Here is a 23,271-nt window from a genome sequence, read left to right on the forward strand (position 1 = left end):
GTCTCTACTTATTGCCCTAAAATCGCTGGACGATGGATTTTACCTGCCGGCCATAGTGCCCGCCAAACAGGTTGGTATGAACCAGCAGGGGATACAAATTGTAAATATCCTTGCGGTTGTTAAATCCCGGTGCCAGCGGCCATACCTCATTATAGGCGCTATAGAAACCGGATGAAAATCCACCAAACATATGTGTAAACGCGATTTCTATCTCCCTGTTTCCGTAATAGACAGCCGGATCATAAATCGTAGCCTTCCCATCAGTGTTAAAAAAGTAGTTGCCGCCCCACAGATCCCCGTGCAGCAGGCTGGGTGGCTCGTCTGGGAAAATATCCGGTAGCTGGCGATACATTTTTTGAAAGGCGGATGTGATGCCGGCAGAAAATCTGCCTGAATCCAGTCCCATCTTCACCTGTGGTTCCATCCGTTCCTGGATAAAAAACTCCGTCCAATCATTATGCCGGCTGTTCGACTGCGGCAGTTTTCCGATGTAGTTGTCATGATCCAGCCCATACTGCTCTTCTTTAATTTTATGCTGCTCAGCCAGCTGACGACCAAAATCCTCGGAGGAAGCAGCCCCGGCACTGCCCTCCTTGATATATTCCAGCAGCAGATAGCCAATGCCATTCCCATAGGTTCCCTGTTTGATAACCTCCGGCACTATGAGATCAGTCCCCACCGATCGCAACAGGTGCAGTCCTTTTACCTCCTTGACAAAAAGGTCAGGGTCAGCAGTAGTATTCCATTTCAGAAAGCAGGTGCCACGGTTTTCCAGTTCAACCAACGCAGCCTGGTTTATACTTCCACCAGAGGCTCGCCTCGTAGAAACAATGGCTTGCCCTGTATCCTCCTGAATTTGCGACTTGAGTGTGTCTCGAATCATGACTTTTTAGTCCTGGGTCCTAGAATCTTGAGTAATGAGTGGTGATTAAAAAGTGTGATGTGTAATCCGTAAGTATCTAGTGAAGCATAGCCTGTTATGAATCTTGAACATGTACAGCGAGCTTTAGCTCGCTATCCCAATTTTTTTTTTGCGAGCTGAAGCTCGCAGTACATTGTGGACAGAGAGATCGGCAGTACAACTGCCTCCCAACTGTCGAATAATGCGAAATACGGGACTGAACACACCTGTAAATGAATTACGCATTACGTATCACGCATCAATCTTCAATCTGCTGTTCCAGCTCATCAAGAAGTGCTTCACAGCTTCTTTTCACTACCTGGAAGACGTTCTCAAAGCCCTGCATGCCGCCATAATAGGGGTCGGGCACTGCACCGTCGCCGGGCTGGGGATCAAAATCACGCATCAGGGCAATCTTTTCATTAAACCTGTTTTTGCGATCCAGGCTCTTCACATTGCCCAGGTTGTCGTGATCCATTGCCAAAATAAGATCGTAGTACTCAAGGTCGGGATACTCAAACTTTCTCGACTTTGAGTGCAACTGGACCCCGTGCTTGTTGGCAATCTGTTGGCTCTTGCTGTTAGCCGACTCTCCCCCATGAAAGGCCGAAGTTCCCGCCGAATCGATCTCAAAGTAAGCTTGATACCCCCGTTCATTTACGATATGCTGAAAAACACCTTCTGCTGTCGGGCTCCTGCAGATATTGCCCAGGCAAACAAATACAATTTTAAAGGGATTTTCTTTGGAAATTTTCTTTTGAAGCGCTTGTTCCATAGCAAGCTAAGTTTATAATGGGTTAAAAAATGACAACTAAACTAATTTATTTAGCAAACCTGTATTGAGGCCACTTGAACATCACAATACAAAATACAAGGGCAAAGGTAACCCAGGTGGATCTAAAAATAAATTCAGAAAATGACCAATCCGTTCATTTGCCTTGATTATTTACTGCTTATTCTGTTTAATTTTTCACTGTTTTATAAGATTTACAGCGAAATAATATGAACAGAACGATCAAAACTTGTATCTTGACCGCTATTTTCACCCGAAGTGTGCGGATACACGTAGTTATTTGCGCAACGATATAAATGCGAAAGTTTGTATATTTCAGGTTTTAAAAAAATAATTGTCGACCCAAATCGACCTTATGGCTAAACAGTTTGAAGAAGTAAAGCAGCTTAATTTTTCTAAACTTGAGGTTGAAACACTCAAGTGGTGGAAAGAGAATGACATTTTTGAAAAAAGTCTTTCTACACGCGAAGAGGGTATTCCCTTCACTTTCTATGAAGGTCCCCCAACAGCAAACGGCAAGCCGGGCATTCATCATGTGATGTCACGAACTGTCAAAGATCTTTTCTGCCGCTACAAAACGCTTAAAGGATATAAAGTTGAGCGTAAAGCGGGGTGGGATACCCACGGTCTGCCCGTTGAAATTGAAGTTGAAAAGGAGTTGGGCCTTGAAGGCCGTGCCCAGGTTGAAGAGTATGGGATCTCCAAATACAATGACAACTGTCGTAAAAGCGTCCTCAAATACAAGGACCTTTGGGACCGCCTAACCAATCGGATGGCGTACTGGGTAGATCTGGACGACCCGTATGTAACATTCGAGAATGATTACATCGAGTCAATATGGTGGGCGTTTAAAACGCTGTTTGACAAGGGGCTTATTTACCAGGGATACAAAATTCAGTGGTATTCTCCCGGCAGCGGCACTGTGCTCTCTTCTCATGAGGTAAGCCTGGGATATGAAGAGGTGCAGGATCCTTCCATCTTCGTGAAGTTCAAACTGCGGATGTCGGAAGACACCTACTTCCTGGCCTGGACAACCACGCCCTGGACGATCATCTCTAATATGGCGCTGGCGGTTAATCCCAAGCTGGATTATGCCAAAATCAAGCTATCAGAGGGCGACCGTACCGAATACTACGTCATGGCCAAAGATTGTATTGATGAAAACATAGACCATGATTACGAGATTGTAGAAGAATACAAAGGCAAAGAGCTGATCGGGTGGACATATGAACCCGTTTTCGATTTTGCGCTGGAGGAATATGACAAAGATGATGCCTGGAGAGTCATTGAGGCCGATTATGTAACGACGGAAGAGGGTACAGGCGTTGTCCACACTGCTCCCGCATTTGGTGCTGATGACTACGAAACCTGCCAGGAAGCCGGCATCCCGATGTTTAATCCCATCGATGAAGACGGCAAATTCACCGAACTGGCGCCCGATTTTGAAGGGCAGTGGTTCAAGGATGCCGACAAAGAGATTGCCCGCGCCATCAAAGACAAGTACCTGATGTACAAGCACGAAACCTACGTGCACAACTACCCCTTCGACTGGCGCAAAGGCACGCCCCTGATATCCTATCCGGTGGAATCCTGGTTTATTCGCACCACCGATGTGAAGGACAAGATGGTGAAATACAACAAGGATATTAACTGGAAGCCGCCGAGCACCGGCAGCGGACGCTTTGGCACCTGGCTGGAAAATAACGTGGACTGGGCGATATCCCGCCAACGCTACTGGGGAACGCCGCTCCCGCTGTGGGTCAGTGACAAGGATCCCGAGTATGTGGAGTGCATCGGCAGCGTAGAAGAGCTTAAGAAAAAAGCCGGTCTTTCCGATGATGAAGAGATCGACCTGCATCGACCCCATATCGATGATCTGACATGGGAAGGTCCGGACGGTGGCACAATGCGCCGCGTGCCCGATCTGCTGGACGTTTGGTTCGATTCGGGTGCCATGCCGTTTGCACAGTGGCACTACCCTTTTGAAAACAAGCAGAAATTTAAAACCAACTTCCCGGCCGATTTCATTGCCGAGGGAGTTGACCAGACACGCGGATGGTTCTATACCCTTCACGCGCTCGGAACGATGCTGTTTGATGAACCAGCCTACAAAAATGTTGTTTCCAACGGGCTGGTGCTCGATGAAGACGGCAACAAAATGAGTAAGTCCAAGGGCAACACCGTAGAACCGTTTGAAGTAATCCAGAAATATGGAGCTGATACGGTTCGATGGTACATGATGAGCAACTCATCACCCTGGGAAAACCTGAAATTCAGTGAAGAAGGTCTGCAGGAAACTCAGCGGAAGTTTTTCAATACGCTGGTCAACACCTATTCGTTCTTTGCGATGTATGCCAATATCGACGGCTTTGTTTATTCAGGGTCGCCGATCCCAAGCGCAGATCGTCTTGAGATGGACCGCTGGGTCATATCCCGCCTTAACTCGGTAGTCAAAAAGGTGGATGAATACCTTGATGAATACGAGCCAACCAAGGCGGCACGCGAGATTGAGGATTTTGTAGAAGAGCTGAGTAACTGGTATGTCCGCCGCAATCGCCGCCGGTTCTGGAAGGAAGGCAAAAGCCTGGACAAGACCGCGGCTTATCAAACGTTATTTGAATGCCTCTTGGATGTGGCCAAGCTGATTAGTCCGTTTGCGCCATTCCTGGGTGAATGGCTTTTCCAACAGCTCAATGAGGTAACCGGCGAAGATGAGGAATCAGTGCATATCTCCTTTTACCCTACGGTAGAGGAAACCGCTATTGACAAGTCGCTGGAACATCGGATGAAAATTGCACGCCAGATTTCATCCATGGTGCTGAGCCTCCGGAACAAAATTGAGATCAACGTACGACAGCCGCTGCAACGCATCATCCTACCGATTGATGAGCAGGAAGATCGGCAGGCGGTAGAATCGGTCAAAGGTATTATTCTTGATGAGGTGAACGTTAAAGAAGTTCAGTTTGTAGATGATGATTCCGGCATTGTACGGAAATCAGCAAAACCGAACTTTCCTGTGCTTGGAAAGAAGATGGGAGAAAAAATGAAATCGATCACTCCCAAAGTACAGGAGCTGAGTACCGAAGAGATTACCAAGTTTGAAGAGACCGGGTCGATTGAGCTGGATCTTGGCGAACACGGCGTCGTCCGGCTAGGTAGCGAAGATCTTGAAATTAGCCGTACCGGGCTGGAAGGCTGGTCGGTGGAAACCGAAAATGGCCTCAGTGTTGCACTGGACACCGAGCTCTCAACAGAGCTCATGCAGGAAGGGCTTGCCCGTGAATTTGTAAACCGCATTCAAAACATGCGCAAAGAAGCCGATTTTGATGTAGTGGATCGAATTATGATCGGATTTGAAGGCTCTGATACCCTTGAGAAAGCGGTAGAATCGATGGACGAATATATCAAGCGGGAAACACTGGCTGAAAAGATATCAACAGAAGAACTTGAAGTTTTTGACTTTGTGAAAACGTGGGAAATCGGGGAAGAAGATTGCACGATTTCCATTAGACGAAACCCTAACTAAGACGAGAGTGATATGGCTGCAAAAAGTAACAATGATAAGCAGGAACGTATTTCCCCTTATACTGATGAAGAACTGGAATATTTCAAAGAAATAATCATTAAAAAACGGGACGAAGCAGAGCAGGAGCTTGAATCTCTGCAGAACTCCCTCCGTGAAAGCATGGAGAACGCCTCCGATGAGTCGGCTTATTCGTTCCATATGGCTGACGCAGGCACTGATGCCCAGGAGCGCGAAAAAACGTACATGCTCTATAACCGGACTCGTAAATTTATCAGGTACCTTGATGATGCACTGAAGCGCATCAATAACAAAACATATGGTGTGTGCAAGGTCACCGGCAAGAAGATCTCCAAAGGTCGACTTGAGGCAGTACCCCATACACAGCTCAGCATAGAAGCCAAGCTAAAACGCCGATAACCTAAGCCGGACTTTTTCTTGAAGAATCAAAAGCTCATTGCACTATCTGTGCCCGCCCTGATCGTAATTATTATCGATCAGATAACGAAGCATATGGTGCGCACCACTCCATCGCTACAGAACTGGGATATCATTCCCGGGTGGCTATCCTTTCACTACACCCAAAACCCCGGGATGGCCCTGGGCATGGACTGGGCCAGCACGCCGGTCATAAGTGGTATCGCCATCCTGGCTACGATTGGGATTATCGTATATATCCTGCGCTCTCTCGATCGTGCCAACATTGGCTACCTACTCTGCATGGGGTTGGTTTTAGGAGGAGCTTTTGGCAATATCATTGACCGTCTTGTTATGGGATACATCGGGGCTTATGGCGGTATCCTGGAAGGGCATGTCATCGATTTTATTCACTTCACCCTCCGGATTGACGGGTATCCCGTTTTCCCTTATATCTTCAATGTAGCTGACATATCGATAAGCGTTGCCATCTTTTCCCTGCTCCTATTTCACCAGCGTATTTTGCCGGTTGATGATGAAGAAGGCAAAAATGGAGAACCAGAAAGCCCCGTCTTGGAGCATGCCAACTCCCCGAACACATCTAACGAACTTTCCCCCGAAAAAAAGGACACTGATCTGAATCCTACCGAATCAACACCGCTGGAGAAGGAGACTGAATCACAGGTTGAGGATACAGGGGAAACAGGACTCGAGGGAAAAGATAATACAATGGATTCAGGTTCCTCAAAATCTGACAGCCCGGGCAAGAAAAACATCAGCCTGTAGCTTACCTACCAGCTTATCTTTTAAATACACCTTGGCCAGCAGTGTCTTTGCTGCACCTACCGTGGCCCGTCCTTGATCATCGGCATTGTACGAAACGGGAAGTACCTCCTGCGTTCCTTTCAAATCACTTATAATCTGTGCATATACGCTGTCGACCGGGGACCGGGGCTTCCTTATATCCTCAAAATTCTCGGTTTCCTGTGTGATTATGGGAATCTTGCCGTACATGCGGACCAAGTTAAAATAAGCCAACACCCGCAAGAATTTTGCTTCGCCCACAATGCTGGCTCGCAATTCGGGATCCATATCGGTGCCCGGCATATTCGTTGTCACTGCATTCACCCGGTTAATAATCTGAAAAGAGATTTTCCACCAGCCAGAAGTTATAGTATTCAGCTCGGTAACGGAATAGTCGTTAATAGCCACCCGTTCGGCATTGGCGCCATATGGACGAGCTTCGTCAGAAGCGTTATCCAGGATGTACATCACCCCGTTCAGGTTATAGAGACTGGGTGTACCAAGCCGTTCATACACACTGTAGATAGCAGCTCTTGCATCCTGCTCACTTTCATAAAAATTTTGTGGCGAAAGCGAATCTTCCGGCTCATTATTTAGAAAATGATCCATACAACCGGTCATACTTAGCATCAATAGCAAAAGGACGGGGATAAGGCGTTTCATATCTGTAGTCTTTGTCTTTTTTATAAAGTTCATCTCTTGGTTAGAATCCCAGCTCAATACCCATTAAATATGTCTTGGCCTTGGGATAGGTACCATAATCCGCTCCCAGGTTGCCAAGATTGTTATAGGTACTCACCTCGGGATCGTATCCACTGTAATTGGTTAGCGTGTACAGGTTCTGTGCACTGACGTAGAGCCGTACGGAACGAGCTCCAAAACGATTGATCCAATCAACCGGGAAAGAATAACCGAGAGTTATATTCTTGAGCCGAACGTAGGACCCATCTTCAATAAGGCGACTTGATATGGCACGCATGGCGGTTTGAGAGGCACTGCTCCTGCTCCTTGCCGCCCGTGGAATGTCGGTATTTCGATTTTCAGGCGTCCACCGGTTCAGCAGATCTGAAGTCTGGTTCAGGTAACCACGACCCGTTTCAAGCCGCAGGGTATTCATGTTCAGGATTTCATTGCCATATAATCCCTGAATAAAGAAGCTCAGATCGAATCCCCTGTAAACGAAATTATTGGTAAAACCGAAGGTAAAGTCCGGGAAGCCGTTGCCTACAATCGTACGGTCATTGCCGTCAATGGTGCCATCGGGCTGTCCCTCCGGGCCACTGATATCGAGAAGGTAGGGATCGCCCGGCTGAGCGGACGAACTGGCTGCCGGGTTATTGTTGATCTCCTGCTGGTCGCTATAAACACCTCCATATTTGTATCCATAAAAGGCACCTAGTGATTTTCCCTCCTGGATAATGCGAAAACTCTGTCCGCTGGCATAGGAAATAGGCGTCCCAACCAAGAGCGGCTCTCCGTCAGAAAGCTTCAAAACTTCGTTCCTATTCATAGCAAAATTCACTGAACTGGTCCAGGAGAAGTTGCTGTTCGTGATATTTTGTGTATCAAGGGTAAGCTCGATCCCCCGGTTTTCGGTACTTCCGATGTTGTCGAGATATTGCGTATAGCCGGTATAACGTGGAACCCGCCTTATCAACAGCAGATCCGTCGTCTTCTTGTAATAAATGTCGGTTGTCAGACTTATCCGGTTATTAAACAGGCCTAGATCGAGCCCGGCATTATACTGGGTGGTTTTTTCCCAGCGCAGGTCTTCATTACCGAGGCTGGCCGGATTTATGCCCACCGCCACCCGATCGCCAAATGTAACTTGAGAATTGCCAAGCTGGGTCAGTGCTGCATAGTTTCCGATCGCCTGGTTGCCGGTGACTCCATAGCTCAGGCGCAACTTGATGTTGCTGAATACATTTTGATCCTCCATAAACGGCTCATTCGTCACGCGCCAAGCCAGTGCCCCCGAAGGGAAAAAACCATATTTGTTACCCTCTCCAAATCGGGAGGACCCGTCAATGCGGCCCGTAAGTGTTACAAGATAACGCTCGTCAAAGCCGTAATGGACGCGCCCAATATAGGAGACCAGGGACGACTCACTGGCACCTGTGGCAGGATTGCTGGGGACTTCACCCGCATTCAGGTTGTGGTATTCGAAGGCATCTGTAACGAAACCCGCCGATGCTCCCCGAAGGTTTTCACTCGTTGCTCGTTCCAGGGTAAACCCGCCCAACAGATCAAGTTTATGCAATCCCAAAAATTCATTTTCATAGGAAATGGTATTCTCGTTAACCCAGCGAAAGCTTTTTGAGGTGGACACGGAACCATACCCGCCCGTCTGGCGACCCTGCAACGTGTTTTCGGGGGCATAAAAGTCATTCTTATCGTAGCTTAAATTTCCACCTATGCTGACGCGTGCTTCCAACCCTTTGGTAATCATGTAGGTGGCATATACATTGCCCACGCCCTTGAACCGGTCGCTGTTGTTGGTTTTCTCGGTAGCCGAGGCCACCGATTGTCGCGCTGGACCGGCACTTCGGCTGTTTGATAGACGTAATTCCCGTTTTGATCCTTCACCGGAACTACCGATGGAATCTGCAGTGCCCCGTTAACGATTCCGGAAAGGCCGCGTCCGCCGGTTTCAATGAGATTGTAATAGGCCTGGCTCACCACCAGGTTATTGCCAATTGAAAAGTTATTGCTGACCTGCTTGTCGAAATTAATGCGAAAGCTGCCGCGCTTGTAGTCAGAGCCGATCAAAATGCCCTTTTCATTCAGAAAATTTGCGGATATAGCATACCGGGTACCCTCGTTACCTCCAGAAACCGAGAGCTGATAATCCTGGCGCGGGGCCCTGCGAAAAACTTCTTCCTGCCAATCGGTGTTGGCATATTCGCTTGCTGTCTGCGTGAATACGAGATTGCCACCACTGTTTGTACTGGCTTCATTTGCAAGAGACATAAACTCCTGCCTATTCAACAGATCCAGCTTTTTCCGAACCTGGTTAATCCCATATTTAGCTTCAAAACTGACCTGTGTATTACCGCCGCCTTGTTTAGTAGTGATTAAAACGACACCATTAGCGCCCCGGGCCCCGTAGATTGCAGTCGCTGAGGCATCTTTAAGCACTTCAATTGAGGCGATATCCTGCGGATTAATCAGGGAGAGCGGATTTTGGGAAGGAGAGGATCCTCCACCTATCGGCATGCCGTCAATTACGTACAGCGGATTATTCCCGCCCCGGATCGAGTTGGTCCCCCTGATTCTGACTGTTGAGCCACCGCCGGGCGCACCTGAGTTCTTTGTAACGTGCACACCGGCCACTCTTCCCTGCAAGGCTTGGTCGGCCGAGGTAATGTTCTGATCCTGGATTTCATTGGCTGTGACAGATGAAATGGAACCCGTAAGATCTTGCTTTCGCTGGGTCCCGTAGCCAACCACTACCACGTCCTCCATCTCTTCAACCTCGCGTTTCAGTCTCACATTGATCGTCTTTTTTCCATCAATTGCGACCTCCTGAGTTTTGTATCCTAGAAAAGAAAAGCTGAGCGTGCTCTTATTGGCTGGAACTTCAATTGTGTACCGGCCTTTTTCGTCAGTGGTCGTTCCCTCTTTTGTCCCTTTGATAAGAACGGATACTCCCGGCAGGGGTTTCTCATCTTCCTGGGAAGTAACAGTACCGGTGACCGTTATGGTATCGGCATTGGCATTTTGCAAGTCCTGTTGAAAAGATGTTTTTCCAAGAGCTTGAGATACTCCGAATACTGTTAGAATAGTGACCGTAAGGCAAGAAACAACGTTAAAAAATATATAGTAATAGCTGTCCGAATAGTTCTTTGATGAAAACACAATGAATCCTTTTGTAGATGCATACAGATTTTTTTGTGTTTATCTATAGTAATACCGGAAGAACTTGTTCCGACAAGCTTAGGTGGGATCAAGGAAAAGGAGGAAAGGATTTACCGAAATTCTCACAAATATTTATGACATGTTATTGCGTAAGATGCTGTTAACATTGAGGTTGACTCTTAAAACGTTTAGCGGTTAAAATTCTGTTTCCGTCCAAGTGCTCCACCCGGGCGCTGTTTTTGCGACCGGGTGGATTCAATTAACTCTTCATTAGAACTAAGGGCTTTGGGTAACCGGTAAACGGGTCAACGTATATATTATCCTACTTTGAAATCAACACAATGCAAGTTGCTTCAAATTAATGCATCCAGACTAGGATAAATAGTGCTTGCCCCTAATCATCTGAGACAATGCTATTCAAAAATTCCGGGCTATGGGGATCTACATCCTCCAGCTTGAGATCATGCCCCATTTTGTCGCGTTTTGTCTTGAGATAGCGGACATTTTCAGGATAGGCGCCCACTTCGATAGGTACGCGTTCCACCATTTCGAGCCCAAAGCTCTTTAATCCCACGCGTTTTACCGGATTATTGGTCATCAATCGTAGCTTAGATACATTCAGCAATCGCAAAATTTGAGCGCCAACGCCATAGTCGCGGTGATCCGGTTCAAAACCGAGTGCTTCGTTGGCTTCCACCGTATCCATGCCCTGCTCCTGCAGCTTATAGGCCTTCAGCTTGTTGACGAGTCCGATGCCGCGACCTTCCTGGTTCATGTATAACACCACGCCCTTGCCCTCTTTTTCCACAGTGAGTAACGCTTGGTGGAGCTGCTCGCCGCAATCGCACCGCTTGGAACCAAAAATATCACCTGTCATGCACGAAGAATGCACTCGTACCAGCACGGGATCGCCCTCGTCCCATTCGCCCTTTGCCAAGGCCAGGTGATGGTCTCCGGTCAATCGCTCCTGGAATGCATGCAGGGTGAAGTCGCCATAAATAGTCGGGAGATTGACCTCCACAATTTTTCTTACAAGCGACTCATTCTTCATCCGGTAGGCGATGAGATCCTTGATGGAGATCAACTTCATGTCGAACTCCTTCGCAATCTCCACAAGGTCGGGAAGGCGCGCCATTTCGCCGTTATCCTTCATAATCTCGCAGATCACACCGGCCGGTTTTAACCCCGCAAGCCGGGCCAGGTCGACTGAGGCTTCCGTATGCCCCGCACGACGCAGCACGCCGCCTTCGGTACTTATGAGAGGGAAAATGTGCCCTGGTCGACGAAACTCTTCCGGCTTGGCATTATCCTTGATCAACTCAATTATGGTATTTGCACGGTCAGAAGCCGAGATGCCGGTGCTGTTGGTTTCTTTATGATCCACCGAAACCGTAAACGCCGCCTCGTCCGGGTCTGCACCTTCGGTCACCATGTAATCGAGGTCCATCTCGTAGGCTTTCTGTCGGGTAATCGGCACACAAATAAGCCCACGGCCATATTTAGCCATTAGGTTGATCGCTTCCGGGGTAACTTTCTCGGCCGCCATGAGGAAATCACCTTCATTTTCGCGATCCTCATCATCGGCCACAATGACCATTCGGCCCTGTTTTATGTCTTCGACAGCAGATTCGATGCTATCGAAGGAGACGGTTTCGGACGTCATAACTTAATCGTTCTTATTGGGATTTACATCAGTGATGGAATTCTTGGTGAATCGCACTTTCACATCAGTATCCACCTCTGCGAGTACTGAATCATCCTCAACACTTGTCACCTTGGCTATAATTCCGCCGGAAGTTACAATTTTGTCCCCTTTTTCAAGATTCGAGACTTTTTCCTGGATCTCTTTCTGTTTTTGCTGCTGGGGACGTATAATGAAAAAATAAAAGACTGCAAAAATGAGACCAATAAATACGAGGTTCATCCAACCGGCATCGGCAGAAGACCCCGTCCACAAGAATAATAATAACGAATGCATATAAAATGATTTAGATTAAAACTGTGCATTACTAAAGGCTCATAAGATACCATTTTTGTAAGGATGGGACAATTATGGAGACAACTCTTTATTCTGTTGTCTACTTTATCGGTTTCTATAGAACGCAGATGAAACGGATCCAGCAGATAACCACCGATTAAAATTAAAATAAACAACACCACTATCTATCGCCCTTATTCGCTTTATCCACGGTCACATCTCGTGGCTGGCCTCTGGTCTGCAACAGTTCCCACAACCTCTGGTTGCACTAGTAAAAACTCTTGCCTTCCGATGCGTAGCTTTTCAAAATTTCTGCCGGTTGAAAGCGAATGCCCAGCTCGTTTTGATATTTCTTCATACGGCTAACAATATCAGCGACCCCTTGCTGGTCCACATAGCGAAACGGACCGCCCAGGAAAGGGGGATAGCCGAGGCCCAGAATAGCACCCAGGTCTCCATCCGCGGGATCTTCCAGGATTTCTTCCTGAAGGCACCACGCCGCCTCATTCACCATCGTCAAAACCATACGCTGCTGGATCGTTTCGTCATTCATTTTTTTACGGGACGCACCGCCGAAATAAGAATAGATAGCCTCATTGGGCTCTTTTTTCTTCTTTTTGCCATCCGACTCCTCGTATTTATAAAATCCTTTCTTGTTCTTGCGTCCCTTGTAACCAGCCTCCAGCAGTTCTTTCGGCTTGTTGCTTGGTTCCACCCCTCGATCGGCAAACAGCTCATTCAATACATCGGTGATGTGAGCCGCCACGTCGATGCCCACTTCATCAAATAAGGCAGCAGGACCCACCGGGAAACCGAACTGTTTCATGGCGGAGTCCAGCTGCTCGATGGAGACGCCTTCTTCAAGCAGGGCCAACGCCTCGTTCATGTATGGTGCCAAAATCCGCGTTGTATAAAATCCCGGACCATCATTGACAACAATTACGTGTTTTCCCTGCCTGACTCCAATCTCTCGCGCCGTGGCGGTAACCCAGTCGGAGGTTTGTTCGGTTTTAATAATTTCGACCAGTGGCATCTTCTGTACCGGCGAAAAGTAGTGCATACCCACGACCTGTTCCGGTCGGAATGAGGCTTCAGCAATCTGTGTGATCGGCAGTGAGGAGGTATTGGAAGCAAAAATACAGTGATCGGGTGTGACTTCCTCGACCTGTTTAACCATTTTCTGCTTGAGATCAAGTTCCTCAAATACCGCTTCAATGACCATATCCACATTCTCGAAACCATCGTAGCTGCCCGTCGGGGTAACGAGGCTGGAGGTCCGATCCCGTTCAAATTCAGAGATGATACGCTTGTCCACTTTGTCCTGCATATTGTCCCAGATCGTCTTTTTGCCCTTGGCCGCCTGCTCAACGGTTTGATCTTTGAGCAAGACATGCAGCCCATTATTGACGCTTACATCAGCAATGCCCGCTCCCATTAGTCCGGCACCCAGAACTCCGACTTTTGAGATATCACGTGCTTTTTTTTGCTGCGGGTTTTTCTTTGCCGACTGCATCCCGAAAAAAAGGTTCACCAGGTTTTTGGATTCGAGAGTGGCGGCAAGTTCTCCAAACGCTTTTGACTCCCGTTCCAGACCCACTTCCAATCCATTGGAATAGCCTTCTTCCACACACTCAAGAATTGCAGGCGGGGCGGGATAATTGCCCTTGGTATTCGAAAGAGCTCTTTTCCGGGCCTGCGAGAAAATAATCTTTCGGCCCGGGGGATTGCTTTCAAGCAGCTTTTCCAAGATGCTACGTTTATCCTTACGGCTAAAGGAGCCATTGTTGATTTTTGCAATTGCTTTTTTTGCTGCGGTCAGGATCGCGTCCCTGTGAGTCAACTCATCCACAAGACCCATTTTGGAGGCTTGGCGCGGGTAGATATTCTTGCCAGTGAGCAGGTAGGTCAGCGACTTTTGCAGGCCGATGAGGCGGGGGAGCCGCTGTGTTCCTCCAGCCCCCGGGCACAATCCCAGCTTTACCTCCGGCTGGGCCATCACAGTATCCGAATGATTGGACGCCACGCGGTAATGGCACGCCATCGTCAGCTCCAACCCGCCCCCCATGCAGGATCCATGAATAGCCGCCACAACCGGCTTCTCGAAGTTTTCCAGCCGAAGAAGTAATTTGTTGCCCGTGCGACTGAGCTCCTCAATCTCATCGGGAGCCTGCTTATTCTTTAGCATCTCTACATCCGCACCGGCAATAAAGTTCCCCTCTTTGCCACTGACCAAGACCGCTCCTTTCAAATCCTTCTGATTCTCAAACTTATCCAGCAAAGCGGTAAACTCTTCAATCAGCTGCTCATTGAGTTTGTTTACTTTTTCTCCATCCTGGTCAAGCGTAACCACCGCAATGCCGTCCTCGTATTCAACTGATAGATAGCTCATGGTTATATTCGATATAAACTTTAGTTCGTTGCCCTTCTACTAATTTCAATATTCATTTTTTCAATGAAGAAAATCCGCCGGGAGTCGGACTGAAGAACTTCCACCAAAAAATTCACCGGCTCAGGTAAACTTGACCTGAAGGGCTCCTCGGTCCGCTAAAAAAATCACAGATTTTTTCTTAACGCTCCCCTCCGATCACTTCCGTGCGGTCAACTTTACCAAGGCCGGAATCCTGACTAGCCTTAAATGCATGAAGCCTAAGTATACAGTGGTTCATATTGAATCCCTTTCCCAAAACAGCCGCTAATCCAATTTAACCCTATTCATTTAGCTAGTGATTTAAAAAAATCTTAATCCTGGTATCTCTCCAGGAGGATCGCATGGCCCAGTCCGCCAGCGGCACATGCTGCTACCAATGCCAGGTTGCCATTCTCACGGATAAGCCGGTTGGAGGCGGTCGTAACCAAGCGCGCGCCGGTCGCCCCGAACGGGTGCCCCAGTGAAAGTGACCCGCCCAGCGTGTTGAACTTTTCCATCGGGATTTCGCCCACTTTCTTGTCACGATCAAGGTTTTCTTTGGCAAATTTTTCAGAATTAAGCGCCTTCAGCACCGTCAATATCTGCCCGGCAAAGGCTTCATGAAATTCAAACACGTCGATATCCGAAAGCTGCATTCCACGTGCATCCAGCACCTGGGGAGTGGCATAGGCAGGTCCCAGCAGCAGCTCATCCTCGGGATCCTGGGCGACGTAGGTGTATTCCCGCAGGTATGCTTTGGGAGTGAGACCCAGGCCCAGTGCCCTTTTTTCACTCATGATCAGCGCAGCCGAAGCGCCATCAGTGAGAAAGGATGAGTTGCCTGCCGTGATGGTTCCATGCGGTTTGATAAAGGCAGGACTCAGTTTCTCTAGCTTCTCCATCGAGGTATCCTCGCGGAAACCGTTGTCATGGATGATCGTCTCAAAATCGGGCGGCACCGCAGCAGGCAACAGTTCATCATCCAGGAGTCCTTCGTTGGTTGCCTTAGCCGCCAGCTGGTGTGACCGCAGTGCGTATTCATCCTGTGCCTCACGGCTAATATTAAAATGGGCTGCCATCCGGTCACAGCTTTCACCCATCGTTTCTCCGGTGGAAAACTCGGAGATAGAGGGGATCTCGGGCAACAGGTCGGAGGGGCGCAGTCCTTTGAAAAACTTCAGGTAGTCGCCAATCGACTTATACTTGCGGGCATCCAGCAGCTTCTGCCTGAACTTCTTACGGAAACGAACCGGGATGTCGGACATCGTCTCGGTGCCACCGGCCAGCACGATCTCGACCTGGCCCGACCGGATGAGATCGACAGCGCTGGTGATCGCCTGGTTGGAGGAGATACATGCCATCGTCACGGTGTGGGCGGGCACGGTGTTTGGGATGCCGGCGCCCAATGCCGACTCCCGTGCCACATTGCTCGTATTGACATCCTGGATAACGCAGCCCATGATCACGCGATCAAGCTGAGAAGGCGAAATCCCGGAACGTGCCATCAGGCCCTCAATAGCCATACGACCCAGGTCATAGGCCATCAGCTTTTTATAGCCGGTTCCCGACCGTTGGAAAGGAATACGTCCACCATCAACGATTACAGCATTGTTCTTTGCATTGGAGTCTGCTGCCATATGTCACACTTTCCCTTCGTTGCATGATTAACAATATTCAAACGCAATGTTGCTCATTTCCAAGTGTAAGTCAAGGGAAAACTTAACGGTGTTAACTAATGGTTGTTTCCCGTAGCTAGAACACCTGTGGAGGGTTTCCCAAAGTGTGTTCATTTTTTTACGACCAAAAAGCGAACCAAAATTAACAGATCAACCCCGGAGAAAAGCTTTTGCCAGGTACTTCAGGGAAGCACCGATTCAGCTCCAACCTTATTTATAATTCGTCCGATAAAATGTTTTGTCCGTGCGGGAATAGTTCTTATATTTGTGCTCTCTCAAAACAGCGCTTGTATGGTAATTAAATGAAGTGTTGCTTTCTGAAGGGAACAATGCCAACAACAACGTTGCCATTTGTAATTTGAAAGATTGATATTTTCACCATGGGTGGTTAGCTCAGCTGGTTCAGAGCACCTGCCTTACAAGCAGGGGGTCACTGGTTCGAATCCAGTACCACCCACTCTCCACAAGCCCTTGACCCGCATAGAGTTAAGGGCTTTTTTGTTGCCTAAAAAATAATCCAAAAAATTTTGAAAAATCCTCTCGGGGTAACACGGGGGTAACAGAAATGGGGTGTTATTGCAGTTTATCAGGAAATATAATCTCATAGATTTGGTAGAAAACTTTTCTTACTTGTTTTTAAAAATCTCTCTTAACAGTTTTTCTCAAAAAACTTTGATGATTGTTTTAGGCCAACTTTCCTGAACCTTTTTAATAATTCCTTTTGACTTAATGGAGGATCGGTTAAATCATTCAATAAATTTCTAAGGGCCTCACAGCACCTTTGCGGATCTAAGTCGATCAAATTATGAATAAAGGTATCTGCTGTCTGGGCTCCTATATCGTATTTATCCAATTCCTCTTCAGGAAAGTCTTTTATATTATTTGTAACGATCAAATCTGCACTTGCCCTAATCGCGGCCGCCAGAACATGTCGATCATCTGGGTCGGGTAACTCAACCCCTTGGATCAAGCTACTATAGCCTGTTACTATTGCCTCTGGAAAAGCTGTATTCATTAAGCGCACAGTTCGCTCTAGACTTGCTTCGTCAATACCCTGTTCCTTACTGAGGTTAGATACCCACTCTTTATTTATTTCATCTGTCCATTTCGGCCTATATAAATCTAATTCGGCCAGCCGTAATAGAATATCTCTCAATGAAAATGGGTATAAGACACAAGCATCTAGAACTACAGTAAAAGATCCCTTGTGAATCATTTTAATATTCTACATCTAAATTTTGGGCCTCTTCTGTAAGCTTTTTCAATGAGTCGCGTCTTTCCTGTGCCTTTTTTTCTTTATAGTCCATAAGATCTTCCGTTCGTATTCTTCTGTGCTTCCCTACCTTTGTAAAAGGTATTTTTCCCTCTTCCAGTAGCTTGACCAAATGAGGCCTTGATACATTTAACATATCTGCAGCTTGCTGAGTACTCAACTCTGAATCAACTGGGAGTAACGTTATAGCTTTTCCTCTACTCATTTGGTGTAGGAGCTCAACCAAAAATTCTAAAGCAGACTCAGGGATAGTAACAGTAGTCGTATCATCTATTGAAACCTGGAGCTTCCGCTTTTCTTTATCTGGTTCAGTAGTCTGCAGAACTTCTAACGTACGAAAGGCCTCTTCTGCCACCCTTTTTTCTTCACTGGTCGGTTCGTGTAATACAGCTTCCATCGTATTATTCTCTTTTTATTTGGTCCCTTTGGCTTGCAATGTATCAATTAAACGAAATAAACGAAACAGTGATTCAATTTATTTCAACTATTTATCCAAAAATACCTGTTTTGATACCCTAATTAGGATTAATTAGGCCTAACTTCAAAAATGATGTTAACTTAGTTAATAACTAAGATGATATTTATCGAATTTTTTCGTATGTTTTATCTATATGGAACCGGAAGAAATCAGGCAATTACGTAAACGCTTGGGATGGAGTTTGGCTGACTTCGGGCGCTATTTTAGCGTGACACCACAAGCCGTATTAAAGTGGGAAAAGGGTACCGCCCAACCCAATGATTTTGCTCTGGCCACCATGATTCAACTTCGTGCCAGGTTAGAGACTGCAGTCGGGAAGCAACAAAAACAGCAATTCATAAACGGGCTAAAAAAAGCACTTCTCACCGGAGGCATTGTTGCCTTATTAGCCTATTTATTTAACCAGGATAAATAACAATGGACAAACATAACGATACCCCTTCTGTAGATAACCGAATCTTTTTAAATGGAAAACAACTGGCCCAGGTCTTAGACGTATCCCCTCCCACCTTGTCTGAAGCCGTTAAGAATGGATACAACTGCGCGGGCTATCCCGTAGGGGAATGGGCTATTACTTCAGATTCCGGTAGAATTAAAGGATTTGATGTACCTGAATTTCTAGTCTCGGGGGGACGTAATCATCTAGATGAAAGGTCCAATCCTACGGAAATGGTGCCTAATAAGGCTAATATTAACCCTAATAAGGGTAAGAATCCTATAAATCAGCCTGAACAAGCTATTTATAACTACTCACTTTTGCCGGAAGGGGAAGATTATGTCCGGCCCATTGGTATGGTTGCCCTCTCCTCCGTCTTGAAGAAAGCCCTGGATAAAGACACCCCTCAAAGCCGTGCGGTTATTGGAGCTCTCCTGGCTATGTTGGGTGCTATTACTGGACATGCGATATCTAACAATGCTGCCGGAGCAAGTATAGGTGCCGGTGCCGGATTAGGTATAGCTCTTTTGATATATAGATATTTTAATCCAGGCGGAGAAATGGTGAATCAACCTCTACTCTCAACTTCTACAGAGCTTCATAGCAACATGTTGAATTCAGTTGTTGCACCGAGGATTAGTCAGTCGGGGTTTTTGCCAAATTAGGTATTTATGAAATCAGGAATATGAACCTGCTACATTTTGTAGTTATTCTAATGCTATCTTAATCGAATTCTGACTTTGGTCTTTTTTCTTATTTTCAAAAAATTATGAGATACTTGAGGTATTTGCCGTCAATTGTGTCTTGGCAATAATGGCATTTACGGCAGAACTGGCATTTCACCTGCAATAAATTGCCATTAATGCCACTTCTGCCATAACTGCCAATAGCTCACGTGGTCACCCTTTTATAGAGTACTCATTTAATACGGTTTAATTATTCTCCGATGAGTGAGGATAACCACTGATGGGAGGTCCGCTCTGGGATGTTTAATCCTTTCCACTATTTTAATAGCCTGACTGGTCTCAAGTTCATCAGGTAAAACCAGGTAAAAATGCCGGTACCGCTATCCCTTCCCATCCACATCGGTTGCCTTTGGTAAAATATGATACAGGCGAATAGCATGGTTGATGAAGGTGTCGGCCAGCCATAACGCAGCCGTCATATCCGACTGGCTCGGCTTTATGCTCGTAGCCGTTTCAAGGGAAACCGGGTTCTGCCGGAAGGTGCGTAGAACTGTAAACATCTATGTCATTCGAAGTGGTAAAAAAGCAGCCCGGGTGTTTGAGGCATACAAATAAGAAGAAAGGTCCCAATCCTCAATCAATTGCATTTTATTTGAGAAGGTACTGATAATCATCTCCAACGGTTTGGGTTTGAGATCTACATACAAAGGCTTTGCCCTGGGTTTAAGACTCAAAGCCAGTATTTACTCAATTAATTCTAAATCAGGTAAATGACTGTATTTTTTGGAAGTATCAAATTCATGCGCTTCCAGATCTTCTCTATTGTTTACTCTTTTTAGCATAAAGACTATTCCAAAAGTTGATCCTAAATTAATTACCCCATTAGTTACATTAGCGGGCTAAGTGGTTACAATATTTTTAAAATAACGATTACTTATCGTTGATATGAAACAATCCTTCGCCAGTGTAGCATTATAAACAGAAGTACAGCTCCAGCTTCAAATGCTCTCCCCGCCAGTGCCAGCGGCCATTTCGGAAGCAGGAGTGTGTCCGTGATCATCAATAAAATACCCATATTGAGTAAAACCACGGTGAGGTTTACCAGTGCGGGATTTCCCCGTGAAGAATCTTCCAGGTATCGGGGTAGTATCCAGTAGGCGGTACCCATTGTGAATTGAATAATCCATCCAAAGATAAGCAGCTCAATATGAACGGGAAGCAGGGACCACATAGCCGGATGCAGGGGGTATGATTTATGTATCAACAAAAGAGCGCCAATAATCATCCCAACCAAGAGGCACCCAAATGAAGAGCGAATGAGCCATCGGCTTGGAGCGGGCATAAGGCTATCTGTTTCGTTTTTGTTTTCGTTTACGCATGCGCTGCTTCTTTGACTGGACGCGGGGCCACATTTCAATCACATAGGTCACCCCGCCGCTTACTTGCAAGACGGCAGAACCTACCACCAAAATATCCCAAATAGTGAGTGTGGAATAGAGGAGCATCGGTTCAGCAATAAAACGTAGCACCAGGCCTGTATTCAAAAAAATGTAGGTGAGCCATGCCCAGATTTGTGCCTTGAATCCCTCCTCCCGGGTACGGCCGGGAAACATCCAGAGCGAAACACCGAATATGATTTGAGTAATCCATCCTACCATCAGGGCGTGCCAGAATAGCGGCATCAAGCGTGGAAGGGGTAACGATTCTATTTCCAGGGCAACACCAAGGATCAGAGCCACCATGAAGAAGACAAACCCGGTTTTAATAAACGTTCGTGCTACGTGTGGCATTATCCTGTATGGTCTTTTGGTTCACCGCGGTCACATTTCTTACAATCCAATTCTACTCCAATATGAGATTCTCTACCCGACTTGGTAGTGACCCAGGGACGCAGCTGCCATGGAGGATCGTGCCGTACATGCTGGTTATGGCCACACCCCAATCGGGCCACCCAGTGGTCCTCCTCGTCGGTATGAAATCCAATAATTGGTTGCTTCATCTACTTTTTATCCTGCTTTTTCAGAATATCCTCAAGGTTGAGCGACTGGATGGACCCTACCGCTGATTCGATGGCCCCTTCCATACAAAGCCCGCTCATCGAGGCATCACGGAATCCTTCTTGTGCGGCTTTAATACATGCGTCGCGCACCTTTTCCGCTACCTCCATTTGGTCTGTAAAATCCCACTGATCGCTATCCATTCCTTTATTCCTTCTTTTGATTTATAAGCCCGTCTCTTTCCATGCGCAGCTCAAACGACGAGGCAATATTGCGAGCCAGCTTTTTGGCATACCGGGCTTTTTCGCCCTGGTAATGATTATCTACGGTTTCTTCAAACAATTGGTACCACCGGTCAAAATCTCCCTCCTCGATGGGCAAAGGGAGGTGCTGACGAAATGGACGTCCGGTGTACCGGCCTGTCTGAAACAGCAGGTTTGACCAAAAAGCAACCATCTTGGGCAGATGGCTGTCCCAGTCAACTTCGGCAAAATCGTTGAAGATATATCCCAGCCGTTCATCATTTCGCACCTTTTTATAAAAACTGTGGACGAGCTGTTCTACGTCCCGTTCATTTTGGATGTCATCCATAATATAGAGTCAACGTTAGTTTCAATTCTGATAAAGCGATTTCTCCAATTGAAGCGCCTTTGGAAACAGGATGTTATTCTCCAGGTGGACGTGTTTATGCAGGTCCTTTTCGAAGGCCTCCAGGTTTTCAAACAGCAGCTGGTAGGTGGTACAGGCATCTTCCGGCGGAGTAAAATCATCGCTCAGCTCGCGAATCTTCCTCATGGCAGCGCCGGCATCGTCGTGCTCCTGCTCCATCATGGCAATAGGATCCGCGGCCTCGCCAAAGTCTGGTCGGTCCGGCTTTCGCCCTTGTTGTTTTGCTTCAACAAGCTGCTTTACATATGGGAACAGGATCTCTTCCTCCTTGTCCAGGTGGTTGATCATTTCGCCGTGCAGCATGGTAAACTCGTGGTAGATCTGCTTCAGTTCGGGATGGTTCTCACCGTGTACACTGGCTACTTTCTTCGTGTATGCTCCAATCTCGGGTAGCTTATTTCGGGAAAACTTGTGATGATTATTGACAATGTAGTCGATCAGAAAATCAAGTGACCACTCGTTGTAATTGTCTTTTGCCCCGTTCTGTTTTTCATCTAGCTGACGCAGGGCTTGCTTTACTTCCTGGTAATCTACACCGCTGTCGTTACAGGCTTCTTTAACGGTTTTATTGCCGCCGCAACAAAAGTCGAGATTAAAAGAGCGAAACACTTGTGCGGTGCGATAGTCTTCCGCAACCAATTGTCCAATGGTCTGATTTTTTAGTTGGTTCATGGTTTGTCCTTTTCATTTATAAAGACCACAACCGGGTGATAAATAACCGATCACCCGGTCGTGGATATTTTCGATAGTCACTCAACATTTAGAGTACCTTCCATGCCGGCTGCATAATGGCCGGGGAAGGAACATATAAACGGATAATCACCCGTTTCCTCTGGAACCGTAAAGGTAACTTTAACGGTTTCGCCACCGGCAGCCAGATCAGTTTGAGCTATAATCTGATCGGTCAAATCGGAAGGAATATAGCTGTTGTCTTTAGCTTTAATTGCCGCACTATTAAAAGCATCAACATCTGCCGAGAGTGTCAGCAATATAAAATTGTGTGCCATAGAGGTAGCCGGCATCTGACTTTGGGTTGTCAGTTGAATACGAATCGTTTCGCCGGGTTCTGCCGATATCGTTTCCAGTTCAAGCATGCCGCCACTGCCCACCTCCGTACCGGTGGTGATCCCTTGCTGGTTTTCATCTTTGACGACATACTTCATTTGATTGACACCGATAATATTGATCGTACGAACATCGGATGATTGATTTGCAGCTGTTTGGGTATCAGTACGCTCTTGGTTCTGGTTCTCGGAGCCTCCACAAGCAGTAACAAACAACAAAACAAGTGGGATTAGATAAGTCAGATAACGCATAATGTGATGAGATAGATTTGAAATTAGAATTTCGCTTAGTATCAGGAGCTTATCTATAA

At 46.9% G+C, this 23,271-nt stretch carries 24 protein-coding genes and 1 tRNA gene; 6 read left to right on the forward strand and 19 right to left on the reverse strand.

The features are described from left to right. Positions 1-16: 16 nt before the first annotated feature. Both NC796_RS05985 and NC796_RS05990 read right to left on the reverse strand, forming a co-directional pair. Entirely contained in the window at positions 17-883 is an 867-nt protein-coding gene (locus NC796_RS05985) for a fructosamine kinase family protein (protein WP_310682997.1), read from the reverse strand. 277 nt (positions 884-1,160) lie between these two features. Next, positions 1,161-1,676, reverse strand: coding sequence for a low molecular weight protein-tyrosine-phosphatase (locus NC796_RS05990; RefSeq protein ID WP_310682999.1), 516 nt, complete (start codon positions 1,674-1,676; stop codon positions 1,161-1,163). A 373-nt stretch (positions 1,677-2,049) separates the two neighbouring features. Between NC796_RS05990 and ileS the strand changes: the two genes are divergently transcribed. From ileS to NC796_RS06005, 3 genes are read left to right on the forward strand one after another with little or no spacing between them, the layout of a single operon-like run. Further along, positions 2,050-5,220: an isoleucine--tRNA ligase gene (gene ileS, locus NC796_RS05995; RefSeq protein WP_310683001.1), complete on the forward strand. Its 3,171-nt coding sequence runs from the start codon at positions 2,050-2,052 to the stop codon at positions 5,218-5,220. 12 nt (positions 5,221-5,232) lie between these two features. Beyond that, complete coding sequence (locus NC796_RS06000; RefSeq protein WP_310683003.1) at positions 5,233-5,637, forward strand: TraR/DksA C4-type zinc finger protein; 405 nt, start codon at positions 5,233-5,235, stop codon at positions 5,635-5,637. Between the two features lie 18 nt (positions 5,638-5,655). Beyond that, positions 5,656-6,420 carry a signal peptidase II gene (locus tag NC796_RS06005; RefSeq protein WP_310683005.1) on the forward strand — a complete coding sequence of 255 codons (765 nt, stop codon included), beginning with the start codon at positions 5,656-5,658 and terminating at the stop codon, positions 6,418-6,420. Here the strand turns inward: NC796_RS06005 and NC796_RS06010 are convergent. The 7 genes from NC796_RS06010 to NC796_RS06040 all read right to left on the reverse strand — a co-directional run bounded on the left by NC796_RS06010 (position 6,379) and on the right by NC796_RS06040 (position 16,318). Further along, a complete protein-coding gene (locus NC796_RS06010) occupies positions 6,379-7,101 on the reverse strand; it encodes a RagB/SusD family nutrient uptake outer membrane protein (RefSeq protein ID WP_310683007.1) in 723 nt (240 codons plus the stop codon). The two genes, NC796_RS06005 and NC796_RS06010, sit on opposite strands and share 42 nt — an antisense overlap. A 40-nt stretch (positions 7,102-7,141) precedes the next feature. Then, entirely contained in the window at positions 7,142-8,959 is a 1,818-nt protein-coding gene (locus tag NC796_RS06015) for a SusC/RagA family TonB-linked outer membrane protein (RefSeq protein WP_310683009.1), read from the reverse strand. Further along, the gene (locus tag NC796_RS06020; protein WP_310683011.1) at positions 8,884-10,296 is read right to left on the reverse strand and encodes a SusC/RagA family TonB-linked outer membrane protein; all 1,413 of its coding nucleotides are present in this window, start codon (positions 10,294-10,296) and stop codon (positions 8,884-8,886) included. Before NC796_RS06020 ends, NC796_RS06015 begins: the two co-directional genes overlap by 76 nt. A gap of 394 nt (positions 10,297-10,690) precedes the next feature. Further along, positions 10,691-11,959 carry a bifunctional 3,4-dihydroxy-2-butanone-4-phosphate synthase/GTP cyclohydrolase II gene (locus NC796_RS06025; protein ID WP_310683013.1) on the reverse strand — a complete coding sequence of 423 codons (1,269 nt, stop codon included), beginning with the start codon at positions 11,957-11,959 and terminating at the stop codon, positions 10,691-10,693. A gap of 3 nt (positions 11,960-11,962) precedes the next feature. Beyond that, positions 11,963-12,274, reverse strand: coding sequence for a preprotein translocase subunit YajC (gene yajC / locus NC796_RS06030; RefSeq protein WP_310683014.1), 312 nt, complete (start codon positions 12,272-12,274; stop codon positions 11,963-11,965). Positions 12,275-12,542: 268 nt separating this feature from the next. Next, positions 12,543-14,663, reverse strand: a complete 2,121-nt coding sequence (gene fadJ / locus NC796_RS06035; RefSeq protein ID WP_310683016.1) for a fatty acid oxidation complex subunit alpha FadJ — start codon at positions 14,661-14,663, stop codon at positions 12,543-12,545. A 350-nt stretch (positions 14,664-15,013) separates the two neighbouring features. Continuing rightward, positions 15,014-16,318, reverse strand: a complete 1,305-nt coding sequence (locus tag NC796_RS06040; RefSeq protein ID WP_310683018.1) for an acetyl-CoA C-acyltransferase — start codon at positions 16,316-16,318, stop codon at positions 15,014-15,016. A 421-nt stretch (positions 16,319-16,739) separates the two neighbouring features. Here NC796_RS06040 and NC796_RS06045 point away from each other — a divergent pair. Further along, positions 16,740-16,814 (forward strand) — tRNA-Val (locus NC796_RS06045). A gap of 192 nt (positions 16,815-17,006) precedes the next feature. On the opposite strand, the gene NC796_RS06050 is transcribed toward NC796_RS06045, so the two are convergent. Further along, positions 17,007-17,573, reverse strand: a complete 567-nt coding sequence (locus NC796_RS06050; RefSeq protein ID WP_310683020.1) for a PIN domain-containing protein — start codon at positions 17,571-17,573, stop codon at positions 17,007-17,009. Position 17,574: 1 nt separating this feature from the next. After that, positions 17,575-18,027, reverse strand: a complete 453-nt coding sequence (locus tag NC796_RS06055) for a helix-turn-helix domain-containing protein (RefSeq protein WP_310683021.1) — start codon at positions 18,025-18,027, stop codon at positions 17,575-17,577. A 214-nt stretch (positions 18,028-18,241) separates the two neighbouring features. Between NC796_RS06055 and NC796_RS06060 the strand changes: the two genes are divergently transcribed. Then, positions 18,242-18,523: a helix-turn-helix domain-containing protein gene (locus NC796_RS06060; RefSeq protein WP_310683022.1), complete on the forward strand. Its 282-nt coding sequence runs from the start codon at positions 18,242-18,244 to the stop codon at positions 18,521-18,523. A gap of 2 nt (positions 18,524-18,525) precedes the next feature. Then, the gene (locus NC796_RS06065; RefSeq protein ID WP_310683023.1) at positions 18,526-19,209 is read left to right on the forward strand and encodes a hypothetical protein; all 684 of its coding nucleotides are present in this window, start codon (positions 18,526-18,528) and stop codon (positions 19,207-19,209) included. 401 nt (positions 19,210-19,610) lie between these two features. Here the strand turns inward: NC796_RS06065 and NC796_RS06070 are convergent, their stop codons facing one another. The 8 genes from NC796_RS06070 to NC796_RS06105 all read right to left on the reverse strand — a co-directional run bounded on the left by NC796_RS06070 (position 19,611) and on the right by NC796_RS06105 (position 23,212). Continuing rightward, complete coding sequence (locus tag NC796_RS06070; RefSeq protein ID WP_310683025.1) at positions 19,611-19,790, reverse strand: hypothetical protein; 180 nt, start codon at positions 19,788-19,790, stop codon at positions 19,611-19,613. 374 nt (positions 19,791-20,164) lie between these two features. After that, entirely contained in the window at positions 20,165-20,572 is a 408-nt protein-coding gene (locus NC796_RS06075) for a cbb3-type cytochrome c oxidase subunit I (protein WP_310683027.1), read from the reverse strand. Positions 20,573-20,576: 4 nt separating this feature from the next. Beyond that, positions 20,577-21,020: a hypothetical protein gene (locus NC796_RS06080; protein WP_310683029.1), complete on the reverse strand. Its 444-nt coding sequence runs from the start codon at positions 21,018-21,020 to the stop codon at positions 20,577-20,579. Continuing rightward, positions 21,020-21,229: a DUF3565 domain-containing protein gene (locus NC796_RS06085; protein ID WP_310683031.1), complete on the reverse strand. Its 210-nt coding sequence runs from the start codon at positions 21,227-21,229 to the stop codon at positions 21,020-21,022. The genes NC796_RS06080 and NC796_RS06085 overlap by 1 nt, the downstream gene beginning before the upstream one ends. Then, the gene (locus NC796_RS06090) at positions 21,230-21,430 is read right to left on the reverse strand and encodes an acetyltransferase (RefSeq protein ID WP_310683033.1); all 201 of its coding nucleotides are present in this window, start codon (positions 21,428-21,430) and stop codon (positions 21,230-21,232) included. It abuts the gene before it with no gap. Positions 21,431-21,434: 4 nt separating this feature from the next. Next, on the reverse strand, positions 21,435-21,818 hold the full coding sequence (locus NC796_RS06095; RefSeq protein WP_310683035.1) for a group III truncated hemoglobin: 384 nt from the start codon (positions 21,816-21,818) through the stop codon (positions 21,435-21,437). Between the two features lie 21 nt (positions 21,819-21,839). Next, complete coding sequence (gene ric / locus NC796_RS06100) at positions 21,840-22,568, reverse strand: iron-sulfur cluster repair di-iron protein (protein WP_310683037.1); 729 nt, start codon at positions 22,566-22,568, stop codon at positions 21,840-21,842. Positions 22,569-22,645: 77 nt separating this feature from the next. Beyond that, on the reverse strand, positions 22,646-23,212 hold the full coding sequence (locus NC796_RS06105; protein WP_310683038.1) for a plastocyanin/azurin family copper-binding protein: 567 nt from the start codon (positions 23,210-23,212) through the stop codon (positions 22,646-22,648). Between the last annotated feature and the right edge of the window lie 59 nt (positions 23,213-23,271).

Origin of the sequence: Aliifodinibius sp. S!AR15-10, assembly GCF_031569985.1 — a bacterium.
Lineage (GTDB): Bacteria > Bacteroidota > Rhodothermia > Balneolales > Balneolaceae > JAMQKA01.

Excerpts from the sequence above, each read along its gene's own strand:
- NC796_RS06025 (WP_310683013.1), bottom strand. The coding sequence starts at position 11,959 with ATGACGTCCGAAACCGTCTCCTTCGATAGCATCGAATCTGCTGTCGAA.
- NC796_RS06070 (WP_310683025.1), bottom strand. The coding sequence starts at position 19,790 with ATGTTTACAGTTCTACGCACCTTCCGGCAGAACCCGGTTTCCCTTGAA.
- NC796_RS06095 (WP_310683035.1), bottom strand. The coding sequence starts at position 21,818 with ATGGATGACATCCAAAATGAACGGGACGTAGAACAGCTCGTCCACAGT.
- ric (WP_310683037.1), bottom strand. The coding sequence starts at position 22,568 with ATGAACCAACTAAAAAATCAGACCATTGGACAATTGGTTGCGGAAGAC.
- ileS (WP_310683001.1), top strand. The coding sequence starts at position 2,050 with ATGGCTAAACAGTTTGAAGAAGTAAAGCAGCTTAATTTTTCTAAACTT.
- NC796_RS05985 (WP_310682997.1), bottom strand. The coding sequence starts at position 883 with ATGATTCGAGACACACTCAAGTCGCAAATTCAGGAGGATACAGGGCAA.
- NC796_RS06050 (WP_310683020.1), bottom strand. The coding sequence starts at position 17,573 with ATGATTCACAAGGGATCTTTTACTGTAGTTCTAGATGCTTGTGTCTTA.
- NC796_RS06085 (WP_310683031.1), bottom strand. The coding sequence starts at position 21,229 with ATGAAGCAACCAATTATTGGATTTCATACCGACGAGGAGGACCACTGG.
- NC796_RS06090 (WP_310683033.1), bottom strand. The coding sequence starts at position 21,430 with ATGGATAGCGATCAGTGGGATTTTACAGACCAAATGGAGGTAGCGGAA.
- NC796_RS06010 (WP_310683007.1), bottom strand. The coding sequence starts at position 7,101 with ATGAAACGCCTTATCCCCGTCCTTTTGCTATTGATGCTAAGTATGACC.
- yajC (WP_310683014.1), bottom strand. The coding sequence starts at position 12,274 with ATGCATTCGTTATTATTATTCTTGTGGACGGGGTCTTCTGCCGATGCC.
- NC796_RS06040 (WP_310683018.1), bottom strand. The coding sequence starts at position 16,318 with ATGGCAGCAGACTCCAATGCAAAGAACAATGCTGTAATCGTTGATGGT.
- fadJ (WP_310683016.1), bottom strand. The coding sequence starts at position 14,663 with ATGAGCTATCTATCAGTTGAATACGAGGACGGCATTGCGGTGGTTACG.
- NC796_RS06055 (WP_310683021.1), bottom strand. The coding sequence starts at position 18,027 with ATGGAAGCTGTATTACACGAACCGACCAGTGAAGAAAAAAGGGTGGCA.
- NC796_RS06075 (WP_310683027.1), bottom strand. The coding sequence starts at position 20,572 with ATGCCCGCTCCAAGCCGATGGCTCATTCGCTCTTCATTTGGGTGCCTC.
- NC796_RS06080 (WP_310683029.1), bottom strand. The coding sequence starts at position 21,020 with ATGCCACACGTAGCACGAACGTTTATTAAAACCGGGTTTGTCTTCTTC.
- NC796_RS06000 (WP_310683003.1), top strand. The coding sequence starts at position 5,233 with ATGGCTGCAAAAAGTAACAATGATAAGCAGGAACGTATTTCCCCTTAT.
- NC796_RS06105 (WP_310683038.1), bottom strand. The coding sequence starts at position 23,212 with ATGCGTTATCTGACTTATCTAATCCCACTTGTTTTGTTGTTTGTTACT.
- NC796_RS06065 (WP_310683023.1), top strand. The coding sequence starts at position 18,526 with ATGGACAAACATAACGATACCCCTTCTGTAGATAACCGAATCTTTTTA.
- NC796_RS05990 (WP_310682999.1), bottom strand. The coding sequence starts at position 1,676 with ATGGAACAAGCGCTTCAAAAGAAAATTTCCAAAGAAAATCCCTTTAAA.
- NC796_RS06060 (WP_310683022.1), top strand. The coding sequence starts at position 18,242 with ATGGAACCGGAAGAAATCAGGCAATTACGTAAACGCTTGGGATGGAGT.